Annotated in this window: 27 protein-coding genes and 2 pseudogenes; 10 read left to right on the top strand and 19 right to left on the bottom strand. The window is 41.2% G+C overall.

The window, feature by feature from the left end:
- Positions 1 to 275, top strand: a 275-nt coding sequence (locus ABF638_RS10585) for an ISAzo13-like element transposase-related protein (protein ID WP_435022612.1), incomplete at its 5' end; no start/stop codon positions are given.
- Positions 276 to 306: 31 nt separating this feature from the next.
- Here the strand turns inward: ABF638_RS10585 and ABF638_RS10580 are convergent.
- Positions 307 to 468, bottom strand: a pseudogene (locus tag ABF638_RS10580) (DUF29 family protein); the annotation flags it as partial.
- Between the two features lie 313 nt (positions 469 to 781).
- A complete protein-coding gene (locus ABF638_RS10575; RefSeq protein WP_069072839.1) occupies positions 782 to 1,153 on the bottom strand; it encodes a hypothetical protein in 372 nt (123 codons plus the stop codon).
- A 537-nt stretch (positions 1,154 to 1,690) separates the two neighbouring features.
- Between ABF638_RS10575 and ABF638_RS10570 the strand changes: the two genes are divergently transcribed.
- Positions 1,691 to 2,848, top strand: coding sequence for an extracellular solute-binding protein (locus ABF638_RS10570; protein WP_435022610.1), 1,158 nt, complete (start codon positions 1,691 to 1,693; stop codon positions 2,846 to 2,848).
- Between the two features lie 107 nt (positions 2,849 to 2,955).
- Here the strand turns inward: ABF638_RS10570 and ABF638_RS10565 are convergent, their stop codons facing one another.
- The gene (locus ABF638_RS10565) at positions 2,956 to 3,504 is read right to left on the bottom strand and encodes a hypothetical protein (protein WP_435022608.1); all 549 of its coding nucleotides are present in this window, start codon (positions 3,502 to 3,504) and stop codon (positions 2,956 to 2,958) included.
- 54 nt (positions 3,505 to 3,558) lie between these two features.
- Positions 3,559 to 4,332 carry a class I SAM-dependent methyltransferase gene (locus ABF638_RS10560; protein WP_435022606.1) on the bottom strand — a complete coding sequence of 258 codons (774 nt, stop codon included), beginning with the start codon at positions 4,330 to 4,332 and terminating at the stop codon, positions 3,559 to 3,561.
- Positions 4,333 to 4,484: 152 nt separating this feature from the next.
- On the opposite strand from ABF638_RS10560, the gene ABF638_RS10555 reads away from it, so the two are divergent.
- Positions 4,485 to 5,108 (top strand): Uma2 family endonuclease, encoded by a 624-nt coding sequence (locus tag ABF638_RS10555; protein ID WP_435022604.1) that lies wholly within the window; start codon positions 4,485 to 4,487, stop codon positions 5,106 to 5,108.
- Here ABF638_RS10555 and ABF638_RS10550 read toward each other — a convergent pair.
- Positions 5,103 to 7,715 (bottom strand): DUF3656 domain-containing U32 family peptidase, encoded by a 2,613-nt coding sequence (locus ABF638_RS10550; RefSeq protein WP_435022602.1) that lies wholly within the window; start codon positions 7,713 to 7,715, stop codon positions 5,103 to 5,105. The genes ABF638_RS10555 and ABF638_RS10550 overlap by 6 nt on opposite strands.
- A gap of 233 nt (positions 7,716 to 7,948) precedes the next feature.
- The gene (locus tag ABF638_RS10545; RefSeq protein ID WP_435022600.1) at positions 7,949 to 8,557 is read right to left on the bottom strand and encodes a hypothetical protein; all 609 of its coding nucleotides are present in this window, start codon (positions 8,555 to 8,557) and stop codon (positions 7,949 to 7,951) included.
- A 102-nt stretch (positions 8,558 to 8,659) separates the two neighbouring features.
- On the opposite strand from ABF638_RS10545, the gene ABF638_RS10540 reads away from it, so the two are divergent.
- Together ABF638_RS10540 and ABF638_RS10535 are read left to right on the top strand one after the other, a co-directional pair.
- On the top strand, positions 8,660 to 8,872 hold the full coding sequence (locus ABF638_RS10540; RefSeq protein ID WP_435022598.1) for a type II toxin-antitoxin system HicA family toxin: 213 nt from the start codon (positions 8,660 to 8,662) through the stop codon (positions 8,870 to 8,872).
- Positions 8,872 to 9,102, top strand: coding sequence for a type II toxin-antitoxin system HicB family antitoxin (locus tag ABF638_RS10535; RefSeq protein WP_435022596.1), 231 nt, complete (start codon positions 8,872 to 8,874; stop codon positions 9,100 to 9,102). Before ABF638_RS10540 ends, ABF638_RS10535 begins: the two co-directional genes overlap by 1 nt.
- 28 nt (positions 9,103 to 9,130) lie before the next feature.
- Here the strand turns inward: ABF638_RS10535 and ABF638_RS10530 are convergent, their stop codons facing one another.
- The 4 genes from ABF638_RS10530 to ABF638_RS10515 all read right to left on the bottom strand — a co-directional run bounded on the left by ABF638_RS10530 (position 9,131) and on the right by ABF638_RS10515 (position 13,333).
- Positions 9,131 to 9,748 carry a Uma2 family endonuclease gene (locus ABF638_RS10530; RefSeq protein WP_435022594.1) on the bottom strand — a complete coding sequence of 206 codons (618 nt, stop codon included), beginning with the start codon at positions 9,746 to 9,748 and terminating at the stop codon, positions 9,131 to 9,133.
- A 164-nt stretch (positions 9,749 to 9,912) separates the two neighbouring features.
- Positions 9,913 to 11,721 carry an ABC transporter ATP-binding protein gene (locus ABF638_RS10525; RefSeq protein ID WP_435022617.1) on the bottom strand — a complete coding sequence of 603 codons (1,809 nt, stop codon included), beginning with the start codon at positions 11,719 to 11,721 and terminating at the stop codon, positions 9,913 to 9,915.
- A gap of 317 nt (positions 11,722 to 12,038) precedes the next feature.
- Positions 12,039 to 12,179, bottom strand: coding sequence for a hypothetical protein (locus tag ABF638_RS10520; RefSeq protein WP_435022592.1), 141 nt, complete (start codon positions 12,177 to 12,179; stop codon positions 12,039 to 12,041).
- A gap of 353 nt (positions 12,180 to 12,532) precedes the next feature.
- The gene (locus tag ABF638_RS10515; RefSeq protein WP_435022590.1) at positions 12,533 to 13,333 is read right to left on the bottom strand and encodes a Tab2/Atab2 family RNA-binding protein; all 801 of its coding nucleotides are present in this window, start codon (positions 13,331 to 13,333) and stop codon (positions 12,533 to 12,535) included.
- A 5-nt stretch (positions 13,334 to 13,338) separates the two neighbouring features.
- On the opposite strand from ABF638_RS10515, the gene ABF638_RS10510 reads away from it, so the two are divergent.
- Positions 13,339 to 13,464 (top strand): hypothetical protein, encoded by a 126-nt coding sequence (locus ABF638_RS10510; protein ID WP_435022588.1) that lies wholly within the window; start codon positions 13,339 to 13,341, stop codon positions 13,462 to 13,464.
- 101 nt (positions 13,465 to 13,565) lie between these two features.
- On the opposite strand, the gene ABF638_RS10505 is transcribed toward ABF638_RS10510, so the two are convergent.
- The 6 genes and pseudogenes from ABF638_RS10505 to pheT form a co-directional block, all read right to left on the bottom strand.
- Positions 13,566 to 13,835, bottom strand: a complete 270-nt coding sequence (locus ABF638_RS10505) for a YciI family protein (RefSeq protein WP_181927580.1) — start codon at positions 13,833 to 13,835, stop codon at positions 13,566 to 13,568.
- 230 nt (positions 13,836 to 14,065) lie between these two features.
- Positions 14,066 to 15,217 carry an ATP-binding protein gene (locus ABF638_RS10500; RefSeq protein ID WP_435022586.1) on the bottom strand — a complete coding sequence of 384 codons (1,152 nt, stop codon included), beginning with the start codon at positions 15,215 to 15,217 and terminating at the stop codon, positions 14,066 to 14,068.
- A gap of 3 nt (positions 15,218 to 15,220) precedes the next feature.
- Positions 15,221 to 15,382, bottom strand: a pseudogene (locus ABF638_RS10495) (WD40 repeat domain-containing protein); the annotation flags it as partial.
- A complete protein-coding gene (locus ABF638_RS10490) occupies positions 15,370 to 15,546 on the bottom strand; it encodes a WD40 repeat domain-containing protein (protein WP_435022615.1) in 177 nt (58 codons plus the stop codon). The pseudogene ABF638_RS10495 and the gene ABF638_RS10490, both read right to left, overlap by 13 nt.
- Positions 15,547 to 15,910: 364 nt before the next feature.
- The gene (locus ABF638_RS10485; protein ID WP_435022584.1) at positions 15,911 to 16,210 is read right to left on the bottom strand and encodes a hypothetical protein; all 300 of its coding nucleotides are present in this window, start codon (positions 16,208 to 16,210) and stop codon (positions 15,911 to 15,913) included.
- Between the two features lie 72 nt (positions 16,211 to 16,282).
- Complete coding sequence (gene pheT, locus ABF638_RS10480) at positions 16,283 to 18,733, bottom strand: phenylalanine--tRNA ligase subunit beta (protein WP_435022582.1); 2,451 nt, start codon at positions 18,731 to 18,733, stop codon at positions 16,283 to 16,285.
- Positions 18,734 to 18,956: 223 nt separating this feature from the next.
- Here pheT and ABF638_RS10475 point away from each other — a divergent pair, with 223 nt between their 5' ends.
- Together ABF638_RS10475 and ABF638_RS10470 are read left to right on the top strand one after the other, a co-directional pair.
- Entirely contained in the window at positions 18,957 to 19,133 is a 177-nt protein-coding gene (locus tag ABF638_RS10475; protein WP_176727039.1) for a DUF6888 family protein, read from the top strand.
- Entirely contained in the window at positions 19,130 to 19,312 is a 183-nt protein-coding gene (locus ABF638_RS10470; RefSeq protein ID WP_181927574.1) for a DUF6887 family protein, read from the top strand. The genes ABF638_RS10475 and ABF638_RS10470 overlap by 4 nt, the downstream gene beginning before the upstream one ends.
- A 49-nt stretch (positions 19,313 to 19,361) precedes the next feature.
- On the opposite strand, the gene ABF638_RS10465 is transcribed toward ABF638_RS10470, so the two are convergent.
- The 3 genes from ABF638_RS10465 to ABF638_RS10455 all read right to left on the bottom strand — a co-directional run bounded on the left by ABF638_RS10465 (position 19,362) and on the right by ABF638_RS10455 (position 21,425).
- Positions 19,362 to 19,649 (bottom strand): PIN domain nuclease, encoded by a 288-nt coding sequence (locus ABF638_RS10465; protein ID WP_435022579.1) that lies wholly within the window; start codon positions 19,647 to 19,649, stop codon positions 19,362 to 19,364.
- A gap of 116 nt (positions 19,650 to 19,765) precedes the next feature.
- Positions 19,766 to 19,963, bottom strand: a complete 198-nt coding sequence (locus ABF638_RS10460; RefSeq protein WP_435022577.1) for a type II toxin-antitoxin system VapB family antitoxin — start codon at positions 19,961 to 19,963, stop codon at positions 19,766 to 19,768.
- A gap of 55 nt (positions 19,964 to 20,018) precedes the next feature.
- Positions 20,019 to 21,425, bottom strand: coding sequence for a response regulator (locus tag ABF638_RS10455; protein WP_435022575.1), 1,407 nt, complete (start codon positions 21,423 to 21,425; stop codon positions 20,019 to 20,021).
- Between the two features lie 755 nt (positions 21,426 to 22,180).
- Between ABF638_RS10455 and ABF638_RS10450 the strand changes: the two genes are divergently transcribed.
- Positions 22,181 to 22,855, top strand: coding sequence for a vWA domain-containing protein (locus ABF638_RS10450; protein ID WP_069071187.1), 675 nt, complete (start codon positions 22,181 to 22,183; stop codon positions 22,853 to 22,855).
- A gap of 49 nt (positions 22,856 to 22,904) precedes the next feature.
- Complete coding sequence (locus ABF638_RS10445; RefSeq protein WP_435022573.1) at positions 22,905 to 23,687, top strand: PP2C family serine/threonine-protein phosphatase; 783 nt, start codon at positions 22,905 to 22,907, stop codon at positions 23,685 to 23,687.
- The last annotated feature ends 13 nt before the right edge of the window (positions 23,688 to 23,700 follow it).

The raw sequence follows: 23,700 nt of genomic DNA, 5'->3' as shown, positions 1-23,700 counted from the left end.
ATCCCCCTTACACTTCCAAATACAACCCTATTGAGCATCGGCTGTTTCCACATCTAACCCGTGTTTGTCAGGGCGTGATTTTCGATTCGGTCGAAATGGTTAAAAACTTGATGGCAAATGCCAAGACCCAAACTGGTCTGAAGGTGTTTACAACTATCTTGACTCAGGTATACAAAACAGGTCGCAAAGTCACAGGGGATTTCAAGCAAACGATGAAAATTGTGTTTGATGATTATTTGCCCCAATGGAATTATACTGCCAAGCCACAGGTGTGAGAATTCTGGATCTTATTTAATCCATATTCCTTAGAAGGTTTCGCAATTCTTGACGTTGCTGTTTACCCAAAGATTGAATCTCCTCAATCAGATTTTGCAGATCAATCTGACTCCACTGCTCATTACGAAGTAAAGTTACTTGTTCCTGTGTCCAAGCGTAAAAATCAGTTTCGTAGAGGCTTGGTGAAGGCATTGGTATCTTTGGGTTTATTTCAGGTACACCCATTAGGTTAGTTCAACCTTAATGTCTTTGCTTTTATTGTAGAACTGTCTCAAATAGAGGCGAGCAATAAGACGCTTAACTGAACCGTATTGGTTTATATGTAAATATATCACACTATTACGTAGATATATGTAATAGTGTGTTTAACTTGTTTATCAATTTGATGGCTGAATTAGTTGTTTATACTTAATATCTTCCTACAAAGCCATCACCCGACATTGAGCCTCAAAGCTTGTCTTCCCTAACTCTAGACATTTTTTCATTTGTCAAACTCAGGTTAAATTCAATGAATTCTCTCTCTAAGTAATTGTTCTTCTAAAGCAGCAATACGATTGTATGCCGCTGTTAATTGCGCTGTCAGTCGTTGTATTTGAATTTCTGGTGTTATGTTATCTCCAGCTTGACGATGCATGTCTAGATAAATGCCATCTGTCAATACATCCTTGTGTTCCATTTCTGGATTTAAACTGATACGTCCTTTGAACTGGTAGCCCCCAATCGAGCCATTTTCCTGATAATTATCCTTTGCTTGTGTATTCGCTAAAGAACACTCTGAGAAAGCTTGAGTAACTTTAGCATCAAGTTGCTCAATCACTTGGCAGAGGGCATCCAGTTTTTCGCTTAAAGTCAGGATTTGCTGCTGTAATGGCTCCATTTAATACCCTGTATCCGTACATTTTCTCTATGTTATTCAATTTACTCCCCAACTTAACAATACTTATGAATTATTTAAGTATTGATAATTTTTCGTGGAAATTTTAAATATAAGTAAAGTTTGACCATGAGTACCACTAAGGAAATTTATGGAGAAAAATTAATCTTTAGGTAGTGATTTGCTGACAAACTTGCTACGTTGAGTAAAATCTTCAAATTTATACGTATTACCAATAAAAAATACTGGTAATTTTCCAACTCTACTTTTCAGCTAATCAACCTCTGGTAAATCTCTGCTTAATCAGGACTTACGCAAACAATAGCCAAAAAGAATGATTTTCAGGTAGGGGCAATTCATCTAGACGCAAAGCGGCTACTCTGACGAGAACGCTTTCAGTGTTAGCGCAGCGGTAGCGACGTTCGCGCAGCGTCTCGCAGAGAAGGAGCGTCACCCGCAGGGTATTGCCCCAGAGCGCTTATAGTTTTGCGTCACTCCTATTAATATTAGGTATAATCAAAAATTTTAAATCCAAAATCAATGGATCGACGGTCTTTTTTGCTAAGTACAAGTACGCTGGCACTTTCACAACTGCTTTTTGGCTGTGGTGGAAACAAGCAGACACAACTAAAAGTGCAGTTATTAAAAGGTTCTATACCTGGTCAGGTGGTGAATCAGTTCCACAACGGTTTGCAACAACAGGTGCAGTTAAAGTTTTCTCCAGTCGAGCAGTTACAGGATTTATTTCAGCAATTACAAAATTGGCAGCAGAAACCGAAAAGTACTGATGAGCAAGGATGGAGTCGCTTTATACCCTTTAGGCAAGGTCAAAAAGCAGCGGAGGCAGACCTAGTGACATTGGGAGATTACTGGCTAAAAGCAGCTATTGAGCAGAAATTGATTCAACCACTCCAAGAAGTACAGGGAAACCAATTAAAACAGTGGTCTGCTTTAGATGAAAGGTGGAAGAAATTAGTAACGCGCAACGACCAAGGTAACTTGGATACTCAAGGAAAGGTGTGGGGTGCGCCTTACCGCTGGGGTAGCACGGTGATTGTTTATAACCGTGACAAGTTCCGAAATTTGGGATGGACACCCAAAGATTGGAGTGATTTGTGGCGAGATGAAATGCAGCAGCACATTTCTCTACTTAATCAACCACGAGAAGTTATTGGTCTAGTCTTAAAGAAGCTAGGAAAATCTTATAATACAGAGAATATTGACCAAGTACCAGACTTGGAAAAAGAATTACAGACATTAAATCAACAGGTGAAATTCTACAGTTCCAATCACTATTTGGAACCCCTAATTATGGGAGACACTTGGCTAGCGGTTGGTTGGTCAAGCGATGTACTACCAGCTTTGGCACGTTATCCGCAACTTGGCGTAGTTATCCCCCAGTCAGGAACAGCAATGTGGGCAGATTTGTGGGTACGTCCGGCAGGTATTACTAAGGACACTTTATCAGATCAATGGATTGATTTTTGTTGGCAACCAAGTACAGCTAAACAAATTTCGGTGCTGACCAAAAGTAATTCACCAATTTCTACAAAGATTGCCACTTCCGATATCCCAGAACCATTATTGAGAATCTTACAGAGCGATGGCAACATTTTCAATAAAAGCGAATTTTTACTTCCCTTACCCCCATCAGCAATAAAACAATACGAGTCTTTATTCGCAAAAATTAAGGTTTAATTAGGAATTGGGAATTGGGCATGGAGCATTGGGCATGGTTATTCTCCTTGTCCGTTTCATCTCTCCCAATCACCAGTCACCAGTCCCCAGTCCCCAGTCCCCAGTCCCTACAAAGAACGCTGTAACCCTATCTTGTTCTTAAGATTTGTTTGGATACTGCATAAAGCTGGACTTGTCCTAAAGTTACAGGTGTAGGTTGCCAAGGGTTCTTTTTGATAGTTAAATACTCGGACATTGTAACCAAAGTTCCGTGCAGCGCTACCCAAGCGATTTACGAAGTCGTAGCGCTCCACATATTCTAGTAAGCTCCAAATTTGCTGATTCACGATCAAGTCTACTCGTGCAGGTTCTTTGTTAGAAGCTGGATATGCTATCCAATTATCCAATAGCTTTTTCTCAGAGTTTTGTTGTGCCCACCATAAGCTAGGAACGGTTAATTGTACTGGGTTAATGGTGTTAGCTGTAATTACATAGTCTTTTGGCTTGGTTAATAAATCTAGTTCCAGAGGCGCACTAGAAGGTGACGGTATTGAGGGGGTTTGCGCTAGTGAGGGCGGGACTAATAAAGCTGAGAGGGTAATGGTTAGTAGTAATGAAAAGGATATCTGGCGATCGCTACGCCCGCCGCAGGCATCGCACAATTTAGGTATATGCATAGCTGATACTAATTCGTAATTCGTAATTAAGGCACAAGTCAAAATTCGCACAATTTAAAGTTTAATGGCAACTATACGAATTCTTCGATAATCTGCTGTCCAAGTTCCCTGTTGATACAGTGTTGGCTTAAGATATTCCTCGATGACGCGAATTACTTGTATTTGTTGCTCATCAGAAAGTCCTGCTAAAAAACTGCTGGCGAACATCCGAATCCAGTTTGCCATACCTGCTTCTCCTTCTGCTAATGCAGTTGGACGAGCAAATAGAGTGCTATAGATGACATCAAAGCCTTGCTGTTCTAATAGGGTGGCGTATTCACCAATACTAGGGAAATACCAAGGATTTAGGGCTTGTGCGGGGATATTAATTGCTTCTAAGGCGTTAGATAAAGCTGTGGCGATCGCTAGCACATTTCCCTTACCCCCAAATTCTGCCACAAAACGCCCCCCTGGTTTTAGGGATTGATGGATGGATGCGATCGCGCTATCTGCTTCTTTTACCCAATGCAATACAGCGTTGGAAAATACAGCATCCAATGGCTTATCTACTTGAAAACTTCTAGCATCAGCAACATCAAAACGGATATGGGGATAGTTTTGTCTTGCCTTTTCAATCATCTCAGATGCACGATCAACTCCCATTACTTCAGCCCCAGCTTGGGCAATTTTTTCTGTGAGTTGTCCAGTACCACAGCCAAGATCCAAAATCGATTCTCCTAGCTGAGGGTTTAGTAATTTCAGTAAGTCTTCGCCATATTGCCAGACAAAGGCGTGTTTATCTTCGTAAAGGGAAGCATCCCAATTATTGCTTATCGAAATATTATTCATAAATAACTATGGTGGGTTTTAATTGAATAGAATAAAACCTTTGCCTTGTGATGGATAGATTCCTGACTTTTAAATAAGTTGGGAATCTTAGAGTTAAGTGAATAATACCAAGTAATTTGCTAAACTTTGAATCATCATCAGGACTAAGTGTGATGTTTCAAGCCTTACCAAAAACAATCACTTTTGAAGAATTTCTAAATTGGAAACCAGATGGCGGATGCTATGAATTACACGATGGGGTAATTGTTGAAATGCAGCCAGTAGGGGATCATGAAGAGATTAATGGTTTTTTAGCGGGTGAAGTAACTTTAGAGTTCAAACGATTAAAACTCCCATACCTCATACCTAAGCAAGCATTAGTTAAGATTCCTGACAAAGAATCAGGTTATTCACCTGATGTGATAATGATAAATCAAAAGAATCTTTCATCAGAACCGATGTGGAAAAAGTCCTCAACGGTTACTCAAGCTGCATCGGTTCCCCTAGTTATTGAAGTTGTCAGCACTAATTGGAGGGATGATTATGCATCCAAGCTGGTTGACTATGAAACTTTTGGCGTTCCTGAATATTGGATTGTTGACTATTTAGCTTTAGGCGGTAGAAGGTATATAGGTAATCCCAAACAACCAACTATTTCTGTTTACTATTTGGTGGATGGTGAGTATCAAGTTAACCTGTTTCGGGGAAATGACCGCATCATATCCCCTACATTTCCAGAATTGAATTTGACCGCCGAACAGATTTTTCAAGCTGGGCGTTCAGAAAATCAATTATGACCGCAGTGCAGATACTCCCATCGGGCCACGAGTTACGCCTAATTGATTTTGCAACTTCAACTCTCGCCATAGTTGGGAACCTGTAATCTCACCTCGCAATAATTGACTATAGCAATGTATTGTTTTACTCACTTGCTCTGGCGTTTCATTCACAAACTCGATACGAAAGTGACGTAACCCCAGTTCTATAAGACGCTGTACGTACTCGGCTCCAGTTTGAGCAGTGCCGTTAAATACAGTATTACGACAGCCTACATCTGCTTTGAGAACGTGTTCGCTACCTACACGGTCTTTTAATTTCACTTCCTGCTTTTCACAGGGTCGTCCACAGTTTGTATAGTCAGTACCCGTTGATAGAAAGGCACAAAAAACACAATGTTCCATGTGGAACATGGGCATGTGTTGATGGATTGTCACCTCAAACCACTGGGGTGGACAACTGGTAAGTAGGTCTTGCAGTTGGGTAATATTCAGGTCATAGGATGCCGTCAGCCGTTCTAAACCAAAGCGTTGCTGAAAGTAGTCTGCTGTTAAGGGATTAGCAACGTTGAGCGAAAAATCTCCAATGCAACGGTCTGCTGCAAAGAATTGCAATTGGTCATAGTTCCGCACCAGATAGCCATCTGCCTCACAGGCGCGTACCTGCTGCAAAATCCAATTTTCGCCCGGTTTAGTAATTCGGGGAGGTGCAACCCAGATGCTGGGGATTGGGTATTGTTGTCTTGCTTGACGTACTAGCTGTACTGCCTCTCGGTAGGCACGGGGGTCTTCAAATTCACAGTACAGTGTTTCAACACCAGCTTTGAGGGCGGCTTGGAGTTGCTTGAGGTTTCGTACTAGGACAATGAGTGAGGGAGATGTAGCTTTAGCTTCCCGCAGGGTGGGGGATAGGGGAGATGAGGAGGGAAGTAGGTCTTGGAAAGAGACATCAGAATGTAATTGCCAGCGTCTGGGTTGACTTCGCAATTCTTCCAACTGTGCTACGATTTCCCGCCGCATCCGGTTTAACTCACTTACGGGTAGCATGAAAGTACCACTGAGGTGGTTGGTTAGCTGTCCCAAACAGAAAGGTGTGTTACCGAGACGACCGAATTGTTCTTGTAAACGGTCTGTATCTAGTGGTTTGGTGTGCGCCTCCACCAGAGAAATTGCAGACTCAACTTGTACAATATTACCGAGTTGATCACGAGCGATCGCAATCAACGCCTGACCAACTTCTCCATAAACCTCCAAGTCAATCGGACGCTGAAATTGTGGGTTATCGCCAGCAAAACTTTGACGTAGTTGCTTATCTAATTCTGGATCATTGGTTTTCCAAATGCGATCGCCTATATGCACTCGACGCAGATTCAAGTCATTTCGACCAAAGGACAGCATGGTTTCATTACCTTTGGATACCACAGCATAAACCCGGCCACCTTCTTCCTTCGCCTCTGGATGACCGCAGTCAAACACAATTCCATCGCCCGGTTTGACAGGCGCTTCCAGTTTGACTGTTACCTGTTCGTTGTGAATGCGGCTGACTTCACCTAAATAAACCCCACGTTTTTTACCAAACCGGGCGTGAACTAGTTCCTGATTATTAATCCCGCCAAACCAACCCGTGTAGAGTCCGCGAGAAAATGCCATCTCTAGGTTGTAGTGTTCTTGATCTGATTGACCTCTCCCCCAACCCCTCTCCGAAACGGAGAGGGGAGTCTTTATTCCCCCTTCCCTACCAGGTAAGGGGGTTAGGGGGTTAGGTCTTTCCAATTCCTCCATCACCCGATCCAAAGCTTGGCGATAAACACGGGTGACATTGGCAACATACTCTGGAGCTTTCAAACGACCTTCAATCTTGAGACAAGTTACTCTTGACTTAACCAAATCTGGCAAAACATCCAACCCTGCTAGGTCTTGAGGACTGAGTAAATATTTGCGTTCTTTTAAATTTACAACTTCCCCATCAGCGATTAAATCGTAGGGCATCCGACAAGCTTGGGCACATTCACCTCGATTTGCAGAACGTCCGCCTAAAGCCTCACTAGTCAAACACTGACCGGAATATGCCACACACAAAGCACCGTGAACAAAGACTTCCAAAGGCAGCGAAGTTTCCTGTTGGGCAATCTGCTGCTGAATCTTATTGATTTCCTGAAGAGAACATTCACGCGCCAGCACCACTAATTGACAGCCGAGGGACTTGGCAAATTCCACCCCAGCCGCACTGGTGATGGTCATTTGCGTGGAAGCATGAATAGGAAAATCAGGGGAAAGGTGACGGATGAGACGGCATATACCAATATCTTGGACAATCACCGCATCCACACCTGCTGCAATAATTGTGCGGAGATATTGCTGTGCTTCTGCTAGTTCTTTGGGAAATATTAGTGTGTTGACAGTGACATAACCTTTTACGCCGCGCTGATGCAGAAATGTCATCAATTGAGGTAAGTCCGCCTCAGTAAAATTTTCTGCCCGCATTCTGGCGTTGAAGCGATCCAAACCGAAATAAATCGCATCTGCCCCATTTTCCACAGCAGCTTTAGCACAGTCCCAGTTACCTGCTGGCGCGAGTAGTTCAGGACGTTGAAGGGAGAGTTGGAAAGGGGAGCGATCGCTTTTCATTAGACTTAGGGTTAAGTAGCACCATAGTGATTTTATCTAAGTTGGTGGGGGATGGTGGGCGATGGTGGACGTTTATCCTTTCTAAACCTAGAGCAATTATTCTTTTCCTTAACGAGTAATCTCTTCTGAGCAGCAAAAATTAGAATAACAAAACATCTAAACTTTGTATTTATAAATTTACTATTTTTAAGTAAAAAATTAACAATAAATGCTACTTATTAACCAAACTTTTACTACCACTCAAATTTATGTAGAGAGTTTTTCATTATCATAAGCTGCTTGGGGGCTGCAAATAAATAGATATATTGAGAATGATAAGGCCATCTCGCCCAACCACCCCAATCCATAAAGCGAACCCATAGAGTTATTGGTGAACACGTACCTACTTCTAGAGGAAATCTCCAAACATCCCTATTTAACGCAAGCTCTGGATGATTTGGTGCAAGAGGATCTTGAGCATCCCATTCAATGGTTCCGTCTTCACCCCATGATGTACCATCAAACTCTGCTTGAAACGGTTGAGCTATTCCTTTCAAAATATAATTGTTATGTTCCCTCTGCGAATTTGCTAAAGGTTCGTCGGGAACTGCAATAGCAATAAATGCTGCCTTTTGAGACACTATGAGGGCATGAAATTGACCTATAATATAACCAGAAGTTAAGGTATCTCCACTTGCATATTCTTGGAGAAACAAGTCTTTATAAGAGATTTGACTGGGATGCCCTTCATCAATTAAGTAATTACTTGCATTTTTGTAAAAACTAAAGCATATTGGAAACCAATCTGGAGTTTTCTCTACAATTTCATAAATTTTAAGCTTGATAGCTTCTGCTAAAGACAAGTTTAACCTCAACGATATTTAGTGAAAATTTGAGTAATTTAGATTTTTTATAGTACATTTGCACCAAAAAGATAATAACACAGTTATTTAAATTTAGGGTAGATGCCCAAGAAAATTAGAGAGTTAAAAGCTATTTTGTTAAAGGCTGGGTTTGTCTACCGTCCTGCAAAAGGTAGTCATACCTTCTGGACTCACCCATTGATACTTGACGAACCAATTACCATTGCGGGAAAAGATGGAGACGATGCACCCCGATACTTGGAAAAGCAAGTCAATCGTGTTTTAAAGCAACTAGGAGAAGTAGAGGAAGAATAATGAACGATCGCTACAGTATGGTAATTCAATGGTCAGATGAAGACAATTGCTACTTAGTACACTTACCGGAATTCCCTTGGCAGCAATTCCACACTCATGGTAAGAGTTATGAAGAAGCTGCTAAACACGGGCAAGAGGTAATTGAATCTCTGATTGAATGGTATAAAGAGCAAGGAAAACCTTTGCCAGAGCCAATTACTTTCCCTCAAAAATCGTTAAAAGTGGCTTAAACATTTTTAAGATACAGGGCATCGCACCTTACGCCAATTCCTCAACATCAGCACTTTCCCCTTCCAACTCAACAGGCTCAAACTTCACCTTGTTGTATAAATCTTGTAAAGAAATCTCAAATGGTACTGTTACAAGTGCGATCGCTTCATCTTCTTCATCATATTCACGAAGCGTCCATTGCTTTTTCCCAATTTTGGAAAATTGCTCTACATGAATCCGAGTTTGGTCAATTAATAGATATTCTTGGAAAGTGGAAATCGTTCGGTAAGCCTGAAATTTATCTTCGCGATCGTACCCTTTGGTAGATTTTGATAAAACCTCAACAATAATCTGTGGATTAATAATTATATCCTTTCGGTTGTTAAAAAACTCTGGTTCACCTGCCAGAATCATCACATCTGGATAGGTGTAGGTAAGCTTTTGGGGTATCCACAGACGAACATCACCCATGAAAACTCGGTAGTTCTGCTTTTTAAAGGCAAAATTAAACTCAGTACTTAAGTTGAGTGCTATTTGATTATGATTTATTGTTCCACCCGCCATAGGAATTATTTGTCCGTCAATGTATTCACTTTTGTAGTCAGCAGCTTCTTCTAACTCTAAATATTCCTCTGGGGTATAGTATCGCTGTTTTGTTATTTGCATAATTTATCAGGTAGCAATGTTTAACGATACGGAGTGTCTAGTGACCCATGTTTACTGAACAGTTTAACGTGGTTAGATAGAGATGTTATGTGCTTTCTACACAGTGAGCGTAGGCGCAGCCCACCGTAGGCATCGCTATCTAAATCCACAAAATAGCTCACATCCTATTGATAACCGGCTGCTTGCAACAGAAACAACTTGGCATAACGTCCTCCTAGCTGTAACAACTCTTCGTGAGTTCCCTGTTCTATAACTTCGCCGTTTTCTATAACTACGATTTTGTCAGCCATTCTTACCGTTGAGAAGCGATGGGAAATCAAAAGTACCATCTGATTTTGAGTAATAGCGCGAAAATGATTGAAAATCTCAAACTCAGCTTGGGCATCTATTGCTGATGTTGGTTCATCTAACACCAAGATATCTGCTTGTGATCGCATAAACGCACGAGACAAGGCAATTTTCTGCCACTGTCCCCCAGAAAGTTCCTGTCCTCCCTTAAACCAACGACCAAGTTGAGTCTGAAAGCTTTGGGGTAATTGGTCGATAAAAGATTGGGACATGCCTTTTTCAGCAGCAGTTTGCCAACGGGTTTTGTTTTCGAGATGTTCTACATCGCCCACACCAATATTCTCACCCACAGTAAATTGATAGCGGACAAAGTTCTGAAAAATTACCCCAATGCGACGCCGCAACACATCCACATCCCATTCTTGCAAGTCCAAGCCATCTAAGAAAATTCGCCCAGAATCAGGGGTGTAGAGTCGGGTAAGTAGTTTGATTAAGGTAGTTTTACCGGAACCGTTTTCACCGACAATTGCCAGTTTCTCTCTGGGTTTTAAGTGCAGCGAAATGTTTGTCAACGCTGGTTTAGAACTTCCTGGATAAGTAAATGATACGTTCTCAAAACGGATACCATCTTGAGGATTTAAACCAATGGTTGCCTTACCCCAAGATTTTGGTACTTCCTCTTCGAGGAAATCATAGAGATTTGATAGATATAGGTTGTCTTCATACATTCCTCCAATAGAAGTGAGGGCATTGGAGAAAGTAGACTGTCCTTGGCGAAACACAGTGAGATACATGGTCATATCTCCCAAGGAAATCCTACCTAGCACTGTTTCTAGCACAATCCAAGCATAAGCTAGGTAAAAAGCACCAGTGCTAACTAAACTCAAGAGATATCCCCACAATCCTCGCCGCAGAGTTAAATCACGGTCTTCGCCATAGAGTTGTTCAAATAGGCTGCGATAACGTCCTAGCAACATCTCTCCCAGCTGGTAGAGTTTGACTTCTGTGACAAAATCTTCTCTTGCTATGAGATTTTCTAAGTAATGCTGTTGGCGGGTTTCTGCTGCACGCCAACTAAACAAACGAAAGGCTTCTCCGGCAAATTTCGTTTCGGCAATAAATACGGGCATAGCTGCCAAAACCAGTACTACTACCGCCCAAACTGAGAAATTTACTAGCAAAATCCCGTAGGTAATCAGGGAAAGGGCATTTTGTACTAACCCAAAGGTGCGGCTTACTAAGGAAAGGGGACGAACCGATGCTTCTCGTCGGGCATTGGTCAATTTATCATAAAATTCTGAGTCTTCAAACTGCCTCAAATCCAGTGTCAGCGCCTTTTCTAAGATGAGTACATTTACTCGTTGGCCCATTAGCGCCCGCAATAACGACTGACAAATGAGGATTCCCCTTTGACTACCTGCTAGTAGAATTACAGCGATCGCTTCCAACCCTACATAAAATAGAGAAGGATAGATATTGACAGAAGCATTGCTGTCTGAGTTAACTTGAGATGCAAATACCACTGCATCAACAATTAACTTGCTTATGTAAGATATCGCCGCCGGTAAAAGACCAGCAACTATTGTTAAACTCGCCAAAAAAATAGTAAGCGATCGGCTAGTAGTCCATACTAAGCTTACAGCCCGTCCACTGTAGCGGAAAACCGTCAGTGATTGGCGTAGGATATTTCTTTTTTTTTAATTTTCATCTTTTTTGGCGAGATACCCCAGCTTGGGCGGATCTTCCTAACTCTATTAAATCTTTATTAATTTTACATTTTTATCAGAATGTTGGCTGAAAACCCCGAAGTTGAAACCTAAAAACTAGTTGTTATTCCGTAGACTAACGCACTAGGGTGTTAATTTTGTACCATTTTAGGTGTTCAACCATACTGATTCATGATGTCATTTTGCACAATCAAACAAGCGCGGATTTTTTTGCTTCAGCCCCCACTGTTGGATCAAGATTCACCCAACGTATTTCTCCTCACCGATAAGTTAAATTACTTCCTGGCATTTATGCCATCTCCAGTAACGCTATCCCAAGTAGCAATTTCAGCTTGATACTCTGGATCTTCAGCATCCTGCTTGAGGGCTGCAATCATTTCTGCTGCTAAAATTTGGCGGTGGTGTTCTGCCAGCAATCTATTAATCCCGGATTTCTCACCACACCTCTCAAAGCCTGCGCTTGTGCAGGGGAGCAAGGGAGAGTTCAAATACCAAGTTCTTTCCCCTCTGCCCCTCTGCCCCTCCGCCCCTCTGCTCCATCAAACGCCTGAAGCTTGTGAGAAATGCGGGTTAATGTATGCACTACGATTCCCTTGTGCATACTGATCCACAAATTGCAGGATGTCTTCTTCTAAACTAATTGTGACTTTGAGCATCTGTATGAATTTTAAGTATTACTATTTAGTATGATTTTATTCATTCATATAATTGGCTAAGAGTCACAAGCAATTCAAAATTCACTCAATAAAGAGAATAATATTTTTGGCAATTAATATCCATTTTCTGACCGCAATAACCAAAAGCCGCTATAAGTCATCCCAGAATCATCAGGTTGCACTAACAAAAAATGCAATCCTCGGCTTTGCTGTTTCCGTTGTTCAAATGCTTGGGCTGCTGTTGTAACTTCTGGATCTTCAAATGTGGCAACAATCCATCTATCCACCAAGCCAGCTTCTAAGATTAAGCCGTCTGGTGCGCCAGAAATATAGTTTAATGCCACAGAACGGGCTTGCTGCAACCACCGTGCTAGGCGCATTGATTGCCGTCCACCATAAATTACCACACCAGGAACGGGGACTGTTGATGCCAAACCTAAATTGATCGGTTTGAGATGTTCTGGGATGTGCAAAATGGGAATGGGGCGATCGCTAAATCTCGTTTCTACATCACTAGCAGCTAGACTTGCAAAACGCCATTGTTCTCCCCAGAGGTTTTCTGGTAATGGTGCTGGGGGTGGTTTATCTAGCGCTGAGGGATACTGCTTTTCTTGTAACCACTGCTTTAACGCCAAGGTGTAGCGGGTAGGTTCGACATTAATACTTAAATTGCGTCCAGCAGCCTCAATTAAACTTAGAGACTGAGGACGAAATACTTGAATTACATCTGGCAATTTTTCACCTGCGGCTAACTCAAGTTGAGCAGCCACCCAACTAGAATTCGCTGCTGACTGGAGACAGGTGGCTTCATATTCAAAGCTGCGAGTTGCGTCACAAATCAACAACTCCCATAAAATTTGTCCAGAAGCATCTTGTGAGGGACGACGATAAAAATCAACTTGCCAAATTTTCATATTATGTGCGGAGTGGGGATGAGGGAGATGAGGCAATAGGTTCGGTTAAGCCAATAGACGCGATAAATCGCCGTCAAGACGAAGGATTGATTATTGTAGAGACGGCGATTTATCGCGTCTTTGTGATTTAGAATTTTCATCAAAAAACCCTAACCGAACCCTATGAGGAGATGAGGGAGCGAGGGAGAAGAATTAATAACCAATGCCTTATGCCCCATGCCCCACAATAAATTTAAAAAGCTTGAATCCATTCTTTGACAGAATATTCAGTCCAGATGCCATTTTTCCAGTAAGGATCGTTTTCAATCAACTGGCGCACAGTGGCTTCGTCTTCGGCTTCGTAAATTCCAAAAACTTTTGTAACATCCTTGGTGGGGCCGATGGTAATCAGCACACCGGATTCTTTCTGTTTTGCTAATCCGTCTAAATGAGCTTGACGGTGAGGGACACGTTTTTCGAGAACGTCTTCGCAGTAAGTTCCCCAGAGTACATATTTAGTCATAATTGCTTGTTACTCCTACTGGTTAATAAGATATTACTCTAGCGGTTTCTAAGAGGTTGCTTGAAAAGTGTTTTCCTATGACTTTAGGCACCTTGAGATCCCCCCTAACCCCCCTTAAAAAGGGGGGAACCGGAATCAAAGTCCCCCTTAAAAAGGGGGATTTAGGGGGATCTAAAACTTTTTCTACCAACAAGAAGACTTTTCAAACATCCTATAAGCGCCCTTTTAACTCAAAATTTAGACTCAATTTGTTGCCTCAACCAATCACGAAAACTAGCATGATAAATACTATAATGCATTTCTGCTGCTATTGATTCTAAATGTAAAAACTCTCGCCACTTGTCTAAAATTACCTTGATTTCATATTCATCTACATCTAATCTTTCTGCGATCGCTTCTATTGATATTGATTGCTCTTGAACTAAGATATTTAACACCTGCAAAGCCATTGGTTGCTGTTTACTGGTGGCTAAATTCATTTTTTCTAAATGATTTTGGTAATATATCTGTAAATTTTGGGGGTAAATATCCTCATTAATATCTGCTAAAATTTCTTTAACATACATAAAATTCGTTTCATCATCAAAACCTTGCTCTGTTATATTGAGCGAAACATCTCCAGGATTCTTCCCTTCGCTCAGGCTACGCATCCTGCGGTAAACCGCAGAAGCGTCTACAGAATGAGATGATTTATTTAAATAAGTTTTAATATATTCCTGGATATCAGCGCGATTTTGTTCAGGGTAATTTGATAAATCTAAAGATTGGGCTGGTGTTTCAATTAATAAACCTGATTTATCTGCCAAAAAAGGACGACGGCTAAGGATAAAATAAACTTTTTCGGGCAGATAACGGGGTAAATAAAATATGTTTGAGCCGCGTGGTTGATTGTTGATATCAATTCTATCGCAGCCATCTATAGTAATAATTAAACGTTGTTTTGGTTGCAATCTATTGCTGATTTGTTGCAGTAAAAACGATAAAAAACCACTGTCTTCTGTGGTAGAGTCAGAAAAGTTTGCGGTGAGATTGTTTCGACTCCGCTCAACACTAGTTTTAATACCTTGATTTTGGGCGATTTCTATTAATTGAGTGCAAATCGTCGTCAGAAATTCCTCAACGCGGTTTTTACCTGTAATTTCGACATTGTAATAAACAACTCCCGGATTTTGGCTGACATAATGGGCAAGAATGGCACTTTTACCAACACCAGGATCGCCGATAATAGTAAAGTAGCCCCGGTCAGATTGATTGAGAAATTTGTTGATAGCAGAAAAGACAAATTCACGACCGACAAAGTTTTGATTTTTAGCAGTAATTATTTGCTGAAATTCTAGGGGATATCTGGGGATATTGATAGGATTTTCAGTGATCGGTTTCATTTTTTAACCCCCTTCTAAACGGAGGAAATGAACACGCCCTGACGATTCTCCTGCTACAATTGTCAATCCATCTGGGGAAACTGCACAGCAATTTATAGGACTATCACCAATAAAAGTAGAGATTTCCTTTCCGGTCTGCAAATCCCACACTTTCAGGGTGTTGTCACCTGAACCAGAAACGGCTGTTTTCCATCTGGGGCGATCGCTACTGCTCTTACCGAGTTGTTATGACCAGTCAGGGTAGAGATTTCCTTTCCGGTCTGCAAATCCCACACTTTCAGGGTCTTGTCAGATGAACCAGAAACGGCTGTTTTTCCATCTGGGGCGATCGCTACTGCTCTTACCGAGTTGTTATGACCAGTCAGAGTACGCAGTAGGTTTCCGCCTGGAGTGGTTAAGCTGGCTGTAATGGGACGGAAGCGAGGAATTTTACTTTTACTTTGTGCCTTGTTTAATGATTAATTGACCAGCTTGAGGAGCATATTTTTTAATTATGGGAGTAATCGCTGAAGTAATTGCGGCAAACTCTATCATGTTTATTCCCGAAAAATTATTTTTTACGAGTAGCATCAGAGCAAATTATACAGTAATTACTGTTGAGTAGTAGTATAGATGTAACACTGCTTTATTCAAGCAAGTGGGATTAGGTTAAGGCAAGAGACGCGATGAATCACCGTCTCTACAAAAGAATGATTATTGTAGAGACGGCGATTTATCGCGTCTTTGTGATGATTTATCGCATCTTTGTGATCTAAAATTTTCATCAAAAAACCTTAACCGAGTTGATTCGGCGTGTCCATTTGCTATTTCGGCGAACTCATTTGTTGATTCGGCGAACCCATTTGCTATTTCGGCGAACTCATTTGTTATTTCGGCGAACTCATTTGCTATTTCGGCGAACTCATTTGTTAATTCGGCGATCGCATTTGCTATTTCGGCGAACTCATTTGTTAATTCGGCGTGTCCATAACGCACCTTACTGGCGAATGGCACTTACTTAAGCGGGATTTAGATCCCCGACTTCTTGAAGAAGTCGGGGATCTGGGCACCAACTTTATATAACTTCTAACTTCTCAAATTCACGCCGAATTTTTCCACCAAAGCTTCGCGGACTTTATTGTGTACTGGTTCCACTTCTGCCTCAGTCAGAGTGCGATCGCTAGCCCGATAAATTAGACGGAATGCCAAACTTCTTTGTCCTTCGGGGACATTTTCGCCGCGATATTCATCAAATAATTCCACCGAGTCGAGCAAATCTTTACCCGCTTTGGTAATTACTTTTTGAATATCGGAAACTGAGATTTTCACAGGTGCGAAAAAAGCGATGTCGCGATCGCTAGCTGGATAGGTAGAATAGGGCTGGAATGTAGGAACGAGAACTTCATCTTGTCCTAGCGAATCTAAAAGTACATCTAGATCCAACTGGAAAACGTAGACGGAATCTGGTAAACCTTTTTCTCGCCGCAGTTGGGGATGAAGTTGCCCAAAAATACCCAGCCTGTTACCCCGAATCCACAGAGAAGCGGTGCGTCCTGGATGTAAGCGATCGTCGCGGCGATCGGGCTGAAATTCTACCTCCAAGGCAAGTTGCCGAAATACACTTTCTAAAATGCCTTTGGCTTCAAACCAGGTGATGGGTTCTTCGCGTCCACTTTTTGACCATTTGCCAAGGGAAGTATCCCCTCCCACAATCCCTGCAAGGGCTTCTGTCTCTTGCAAACCGTCTTCTTCTCGCCAGAATATTTGCCCGATTTCAAAGCCGTTAAGGGCACCATTACCCTGCTCTAAATTGTATTGGAAGGCATCAATTAACCCAGATAACAAATCGGTTCGCAGCGCTGAATATTCGACAAATAAGGGGTTTGACAGGACTATATTTCTGTCTTCTCCTGGTTTGACTAAAGAATAGTGGATTAATTCTGTCAACCCTTCAGCCCGCAGGAAAGCTCGTAACTTGCGAACTAGTTCTTGATCTAAAGGCAGATAGCCAGCTTCCGCTTTTTCTGGTAATGTGTCGCAGAATTTGTTGTAGCCATAGAGACGGGCAATTTCTTCAATTAAATCAATTTCTCGCTCTAAGTCGCGGTAACGATAAGGTGGAACAGAGACAGACCATGTGGGTTGATGGCTGCTATCTTCTCCTGAAGGAGTTAACTTACATCCCAATGCAGTCAGGATGCGCTCAACATCTTGTTCTTGGAGTTCACCTGTGTCCTCTTCCAATTCGATTGGCCCCAATATCTGATTAACTCGGTCTAAACGCAGGGCGATAGAACGACTCCAGGTAGACGGATCGGGGCGGGTGTCGGCAATTTCCTGCTGGACAAGAATTCCACTCGCTAATTCGCTAATTAAAGATAAGGCGCGGCGATTAGCTATTTCCAACTCAGCGCGGTTAACTCCCCGTTCATATCTACCAGAAGCCTCACTTCTTAAGCCTGCACTGCGGGAAGAACGGCGAATTGCTACGGAATCAAATAATGCTGCTTCTAAAACTATATTTTGAGTTCCTTCATGGACTTCCGTTTCTTCTCCACCCATAACTCCCGCCAGTGCAACGGGTCTGTCGTTAGCGGTAATTAACAAATTTTGGGATGCTAGGGTGCGAGTTTGTCCATCCAAGGTTTTGAGGAATTCTCCATTATTGGCGAAACGAACGCCGATGGTTAAATTTTCGCTACTTGCAACAGATTTTATGCGATCGCAGTCAAAGGCGTGCAGTGGTTGTCCCCATTCCAACAAAACGTAGTTAGTAATGTCCACCACATTACTTATGGGACGTACACCAGCCGCCCGCAAACGCTGTTGCAGCCATTCGGGAGATGGAGCAATTTTGACCTGTTCAATTACCGTACCAATGTATGCAGGACAAGCTTGGGTATCGGCAATTTTTAAAGCTAAATTTCCGGTAGTTTTGCTAATAGAGACTTCACCAGGTTCAGGAATACTCAATTTTCCACCAGTTAAAGCTGCTACTTCCCGTGCTACGCCTACCATACTTAGAGCATCAGCGCGGTTGGCAGTTGCGGTAAGGTCTAAAATTACATCATCTAAACCCAACAACGGCCGCACATCACTACCCAATGGTAAATTTTCCTGGGTAAAAATATGAATTCCGTCTACATCGGTGGGCAAACCGAGTTCCTTTAAAGAACAAATCATGCCCTGAGATGGGACACCACGGAGTTTTGCAGGTTTAATTTTTAAATCGATGTTGGGTAAGTAAGTACCCGTAGTTGCCACTGGGACATAGATATCTGCCTTCACATTGGCAGCGCCACAGACAATATTTAAAATCTCATCTGCACCGATATCCACTTGGCAAACACTCAATTTATCGGCGTTGGGATGGGGTTGACGCTCAAGCACTTTCCCGATCACCACGCCATTTGCCCAAGTGCGGCGGTCTTCAATATCTTCTACCTCAAACCCTGCCATTGTCAGGGTTTCGGCTAATTCTTCCGGACTAAGTTTTATCTCTACTAGTTCGCGCAGCCAATTTAGAGAAATACGCATGGAGTGTGCTTGTTTTAAGAATCGTCTTTTGCTCTTATTTTAGGGTGCAAGAAGCGCTCGATGGCTACTCGTCTCTCAAAGCGTACCCTTTCACTTGAACAATCCTACTACGTTAGACTGGCAGAACAATCTCTCATGCTAATCTTTTCTTTTCGTCTTGACTTGTGTCAGTCAATGTGAGTTAGATGTTTGCTACGAGAGATTCAGTAGCTAATCTATACAAATGGAACCCACGATTGAACAGTTAAAAGCTTTCTACGATTTATGTGTGCGAGTAAGTAACCTACTACAAACAATTGAGCTAACCAGGTACGACAAGCGATCGCAAAGAATAGTAGTGCTAATAGGCCAAACAATTCAAGTAGAAATTTTGAGTAACGGAGAGGAAATCATCCAATGAGTAATTTAGATTATCAGCAATTAACTGAAGCGGAATTACGGGAATATGTAAAGCATCATCCCCAGGATGAAGAAGCTTTTCAACACTATTTAATGATTGTTAGAGCTAGACCAAATAGGGTTGTAGTTAGCACAGGTGAACAGTTGGAGGCTGAGTTAAGGAAAAGACTGGCATTATGAGCAAAACCCTTTATCCTCTAACTTGAGTGTAGGGTTAAGTAGCGTAGACCTAGCATTGAAACAATGTTATGGGAATATGCTGACTGAAATTATCAAAATCTTTATCTGTGGTTACTATTGTGTAATTTCTCCGAACGGCTGCGGAACAAATGAGAAAATGAGTGTTTGCACCTTGAATACCATTGCTGCGGCAAGTGTTATAAAACTCAGAAGCAAGTTCATAGTCTTCCATATCTAATTCCAGATTGGGAAATGCACGGAGATAATTTTTCAGCCGATTGTATTGGTTGGCATCACGAATCCCTGAGAGTATCTCTTGCCGAACAGCGCCAAGCAAAGCAACTCGACCATCGATAATTTATTCTCGCAACACTGCAATATAGGGTGATTCATCAACTTTATAATTACGTCTGAGAGCTAAAGACCAGACTGAAGTATCAACAATGACTTTCATCAACTCCGACGCTGTTGCTTGTAGTCATAATCATCGTCATATTCAATCATGCCAAATAGCTCCAGAATTTTCAGTTGCTTTCGACGCTGTACATACTCTCGTAATGCCTCTTCAACAACCGCGTCCTTAGTTGGATGACCACCAAGTTCGAGAGCTTCCTTAATTAAGTTTTCGTCAATTTCTAGATTAGTAGTCATGTGTAGATTATTGCACAAAGTAATGTGTAGAAAAAAACTCATTGGAGTAGTTAATTTAAGTCAAATGCATAAAGACTATTTTCAGTAATTCGGCGCGGGTAAACGGTTTAGTTAGATAGCCAGATGCCCCTACTAATTTCGCTTTTACTTTGTCTACAATTCCTTTATTCCCAGTAACAAAAATAATGGGAGTCTTCTGAAATATGGAATTATTTCGTATAATTCGGCACAATTCATAACCATCGATTCCTAGCATGTTTAAATCCAATAAAATTAAGTCTGGTTTGTGCCTTATAATTGACAAAACGGCTTTTACTGGATCGTTAATAGTCACTACAGAAAAATTTTCATTTTCTAAGAAATAACTAATTTCTTTAAGAATTGTGGGGCTATCATCAACAGAAACGATTTTGTGGATTTTTTGTGCTGTTACAGTAGCAGCCGTTACTCTTTGGGAAGCAGAATTTATGTTATTTGATATTGTTGGTTCCTGAAAGTTCTCTTTTGGAGGAGTAGATATCTGTGGTAATTGCTGAACAGGAGCTATATTCTCTTCAGAAATATTTGGGTAAGAGTTGACGCTGGTACTTAGTTTTTCTTTGGTGTCAACTAACTCTGGAATTAATTTTGAGAAAAGCGTAGGCGTAGCCCGTCGTAGACATTGCTCTTCAAAAATCTTTGGTAATTTATCAAATGGTGGATCGGGTTCATGTAGGATAATCGCACCCTGAAGGATGTAAGGGTATAAATTGCGAGCCAGTTGGATTTCATCTTGATTCAAAATTGCAGCCAGATGACACAGGCTAAAACCCTTCATCCAGTTAATTAAATCTGGCTGAAGTTTTGGTAAGTCTTGGTTCTCAAGTTTACTGTTAATCAACAGATATGGACGTTGATATGGAGAAGAAATTTGGGGAACAAAAGCCTGCCAATTGTGTAATCTTATTTGGCAACGGGCTAGAATTTTTTCTACATCTAGCCTGCAAATTTTTGGCATTCGATTAAGTGGTTCTGCTAATTCATAAGTACCATCTTTGATAAGCACAAATGATTCAATCACCTCTTTAACTAATTCCTGAATCAGCACTGCTGCTTGTGTAGAATGTAAATGTTGTTGACTAATAAGCCAGGATATAGCCTGATATTCAGGAGGATAGCTTCTCGAATTGCTGTCATCTTCGATTAACTGACTGTGTGAATCAGGTTCAAACATCAACCTTACTTGAACACGAACCTCATTAGTAAGGAGTGGAATTTGGTGGCTGAGACGACGCAAATGGCGTTCTAGTCGATCAAAGGGTTCTACGGAATGGGTAGCGTAAGTTATTTTGCCCTGTTCTAAGTAAATAGACCAAATAACTGAGTTACTCAATGCTTGTAAACAAGTACTGTCGGAGCAATTGGATAACTGTCTTAACAAACTTAGAGGACGTAGTTTGGTGAATGTACCTGAGTTATTCATATTTTTCAAGTTTTTTTTGCGGAATCAACAACTGAACATTTGTAGATTGAAAATATGAGCTATGAAGTATTTTCTTCTTTGTAATATGTCTTTATGCACAGCTTATTCCTTTTAAAATATGTATATATATTAAAAAATATAAGTTTTGCAACCTATCTGTTACATTTTGTACGTACTACTTAATTTATCTCAAAAAATAAGTAGGTAGGTATGAATAAAAGTAAACACTTGTCATAGCTATGACTAACAGTAGATATTGTTGCTTCTAGGCTTTACTCACTACTAACAACTCTTGAGTGAAGACCTTAATCATCACGTTTATTGATGCCCACTTACCAAAAGCAGGTAAATGTTATTCCAAGTTCGCGCAGTTACACTGGTATACTTCTAAAGTTAATGATTTTAATTATGGTTAATTATTTTTCGATAAAGAAACGATTCTTCTACATAAAATCTTTAAGAAGTTACCTAGGAAAGTTTACGTATTTATTGTACTGTAGGTTTAATGGATATAAATTTTTGGTAGATACATTACAACAGGTAATGCTGGGTTTTGATAAACTCTTTTTTGCTAAACTAAGCTGTGTTCAAGTTCATCTTAAATATATAGAGAACTTCATGAAAATAATTTGTTTAATAAAGATTAGAGCATCTACCACTAGATACTATATTCTGTAGTCGCGTCGGCGACTGAGAATTATATACTTTGAACAAAGGAAAATAAAACGTTGAATTTTAACATAACACAAAAAGTTATGCATGATACATTAAGACTTGATGAAGTAGTAGAATTTGCTGAGAACCCAGAACCACGTTGTCCTTGTGTACTTTTACTAGACACATCTGGGTCGATGCAAGGAGATCCGATTGAGGCTTTAAATCAGGGTTTACTTAGTTTGAAGGATGAATTAGTCAAAAATTCCTTAGCCGCAAGACGGGTGGAAGTGGCGATCGTCACGTTTGATAGTAATATCAATGTAGTACAAGACTTTGTGACTGCTGATCAATTCAACCCACCTATTTTGACAGCACAGGGCTTGACTACTATGGGTGCAGGAATTCATAAAGCTTTGGACATAATTCAAGAGCGGAAATCTCAGTATCGTGCCAATGGGATTGCTTACTATCGTCCTTGGGTATTTATGATTACTGATGGGGAACCGCAAGGTGAGTTAGATCATGTGGTAGAGCAAGCATCCCAGCGGTTACAGGGAGATGAAGCGAATAAGCGGGTAGCATTTTTTACAGTGGGTGTCGAAAATGCGAATATGACACGTTTAAATCAAATAACCGTGCGTACACCCCTGAAGCTCAAAGGCTTAAATTTTATTGAGATGTTTGTCTGGCTATCAACTAGTATGTCAGCTGTTTCTCATTCACAGGTGGATGAACAGGTAGCACTACCGCCAATTGGTTGGGGGACTGTTTAATTAAAAATTGCAGCTTGATGTTTACACAGCTAGCTGCTGGAAAAAATTTATGAACATATCAAAACAGATTGCTCAATGGCGGATTGTGGCTGCTTCTGTATGTGGTACAAGTCACTTAAAAAACAATCAATTATGTCAGGATGCTCATCACTGGCAAATATTGTCAGATAATGTTTTAGTGGCGGCCGCAGCAGATGGCGCGGGTTCTGCTAGCCTTGGGAAAGTGGGAGCGATGATTGCTGTGGAGACAGCAATAGAAAACATTTCCACTAAAGGACTGACCCGAAAAAGTTTGACTGATGATGCTTTGGTGCGATCGCTTTTAAATGATGCCATACTAGCGGCGAAAAAAGCTGTGGAGACTGAAGCGGCTAATTGTGACAAACAGCCTCAAGACTTAGCAACTACCTTAATTATGCTAGTCGCCACACCAGAAGTTGTCGCTGTGGTACAGATAGGTGATGGTTTGGCAGTGGCAAAAGATCGTATGGGTAATTTGCTGGCATTGACTATGCCTGACAGTGGTGAATATATCAACGAAACCACCTTCTTAACTTCGCCTAGTGCTTTAGATACCGCGCAGATGAGATTGTGGCGCACAGACATAGTAAATGTTGGTATAATTACTGACGGACTACAAATGCTGGCTTTGAATATGGTTGTTGGCGAACCTCACAAACCCTTCTTTTTTCCGCTGTTTGAATTCGTAGCCAATACCGAAGACAAGACAGTAGCCAAGGAACAATTGGTAAAATTTTTACACTCAGAGCGGATTACGCAACGCACTGATGATGATTTGACACTCATCATAGCTGCATTCAACGACTCATGAGCGATAAATATAC

Origin of the sequence: Nostoc sp. CALU 1950 (assembly GCF_051172895.1) — a bacterium.
Taxonomy (GTDB): Bacteria; Cyanobacteriota; Cyanobacteriia; order Cyanobacteriales; family Nostocaceae; genus Nostoc; species Nostoc edaphicum_A.
This window is presented reverse-complemented; position numbering and strand designations above follow the sequence as displayed.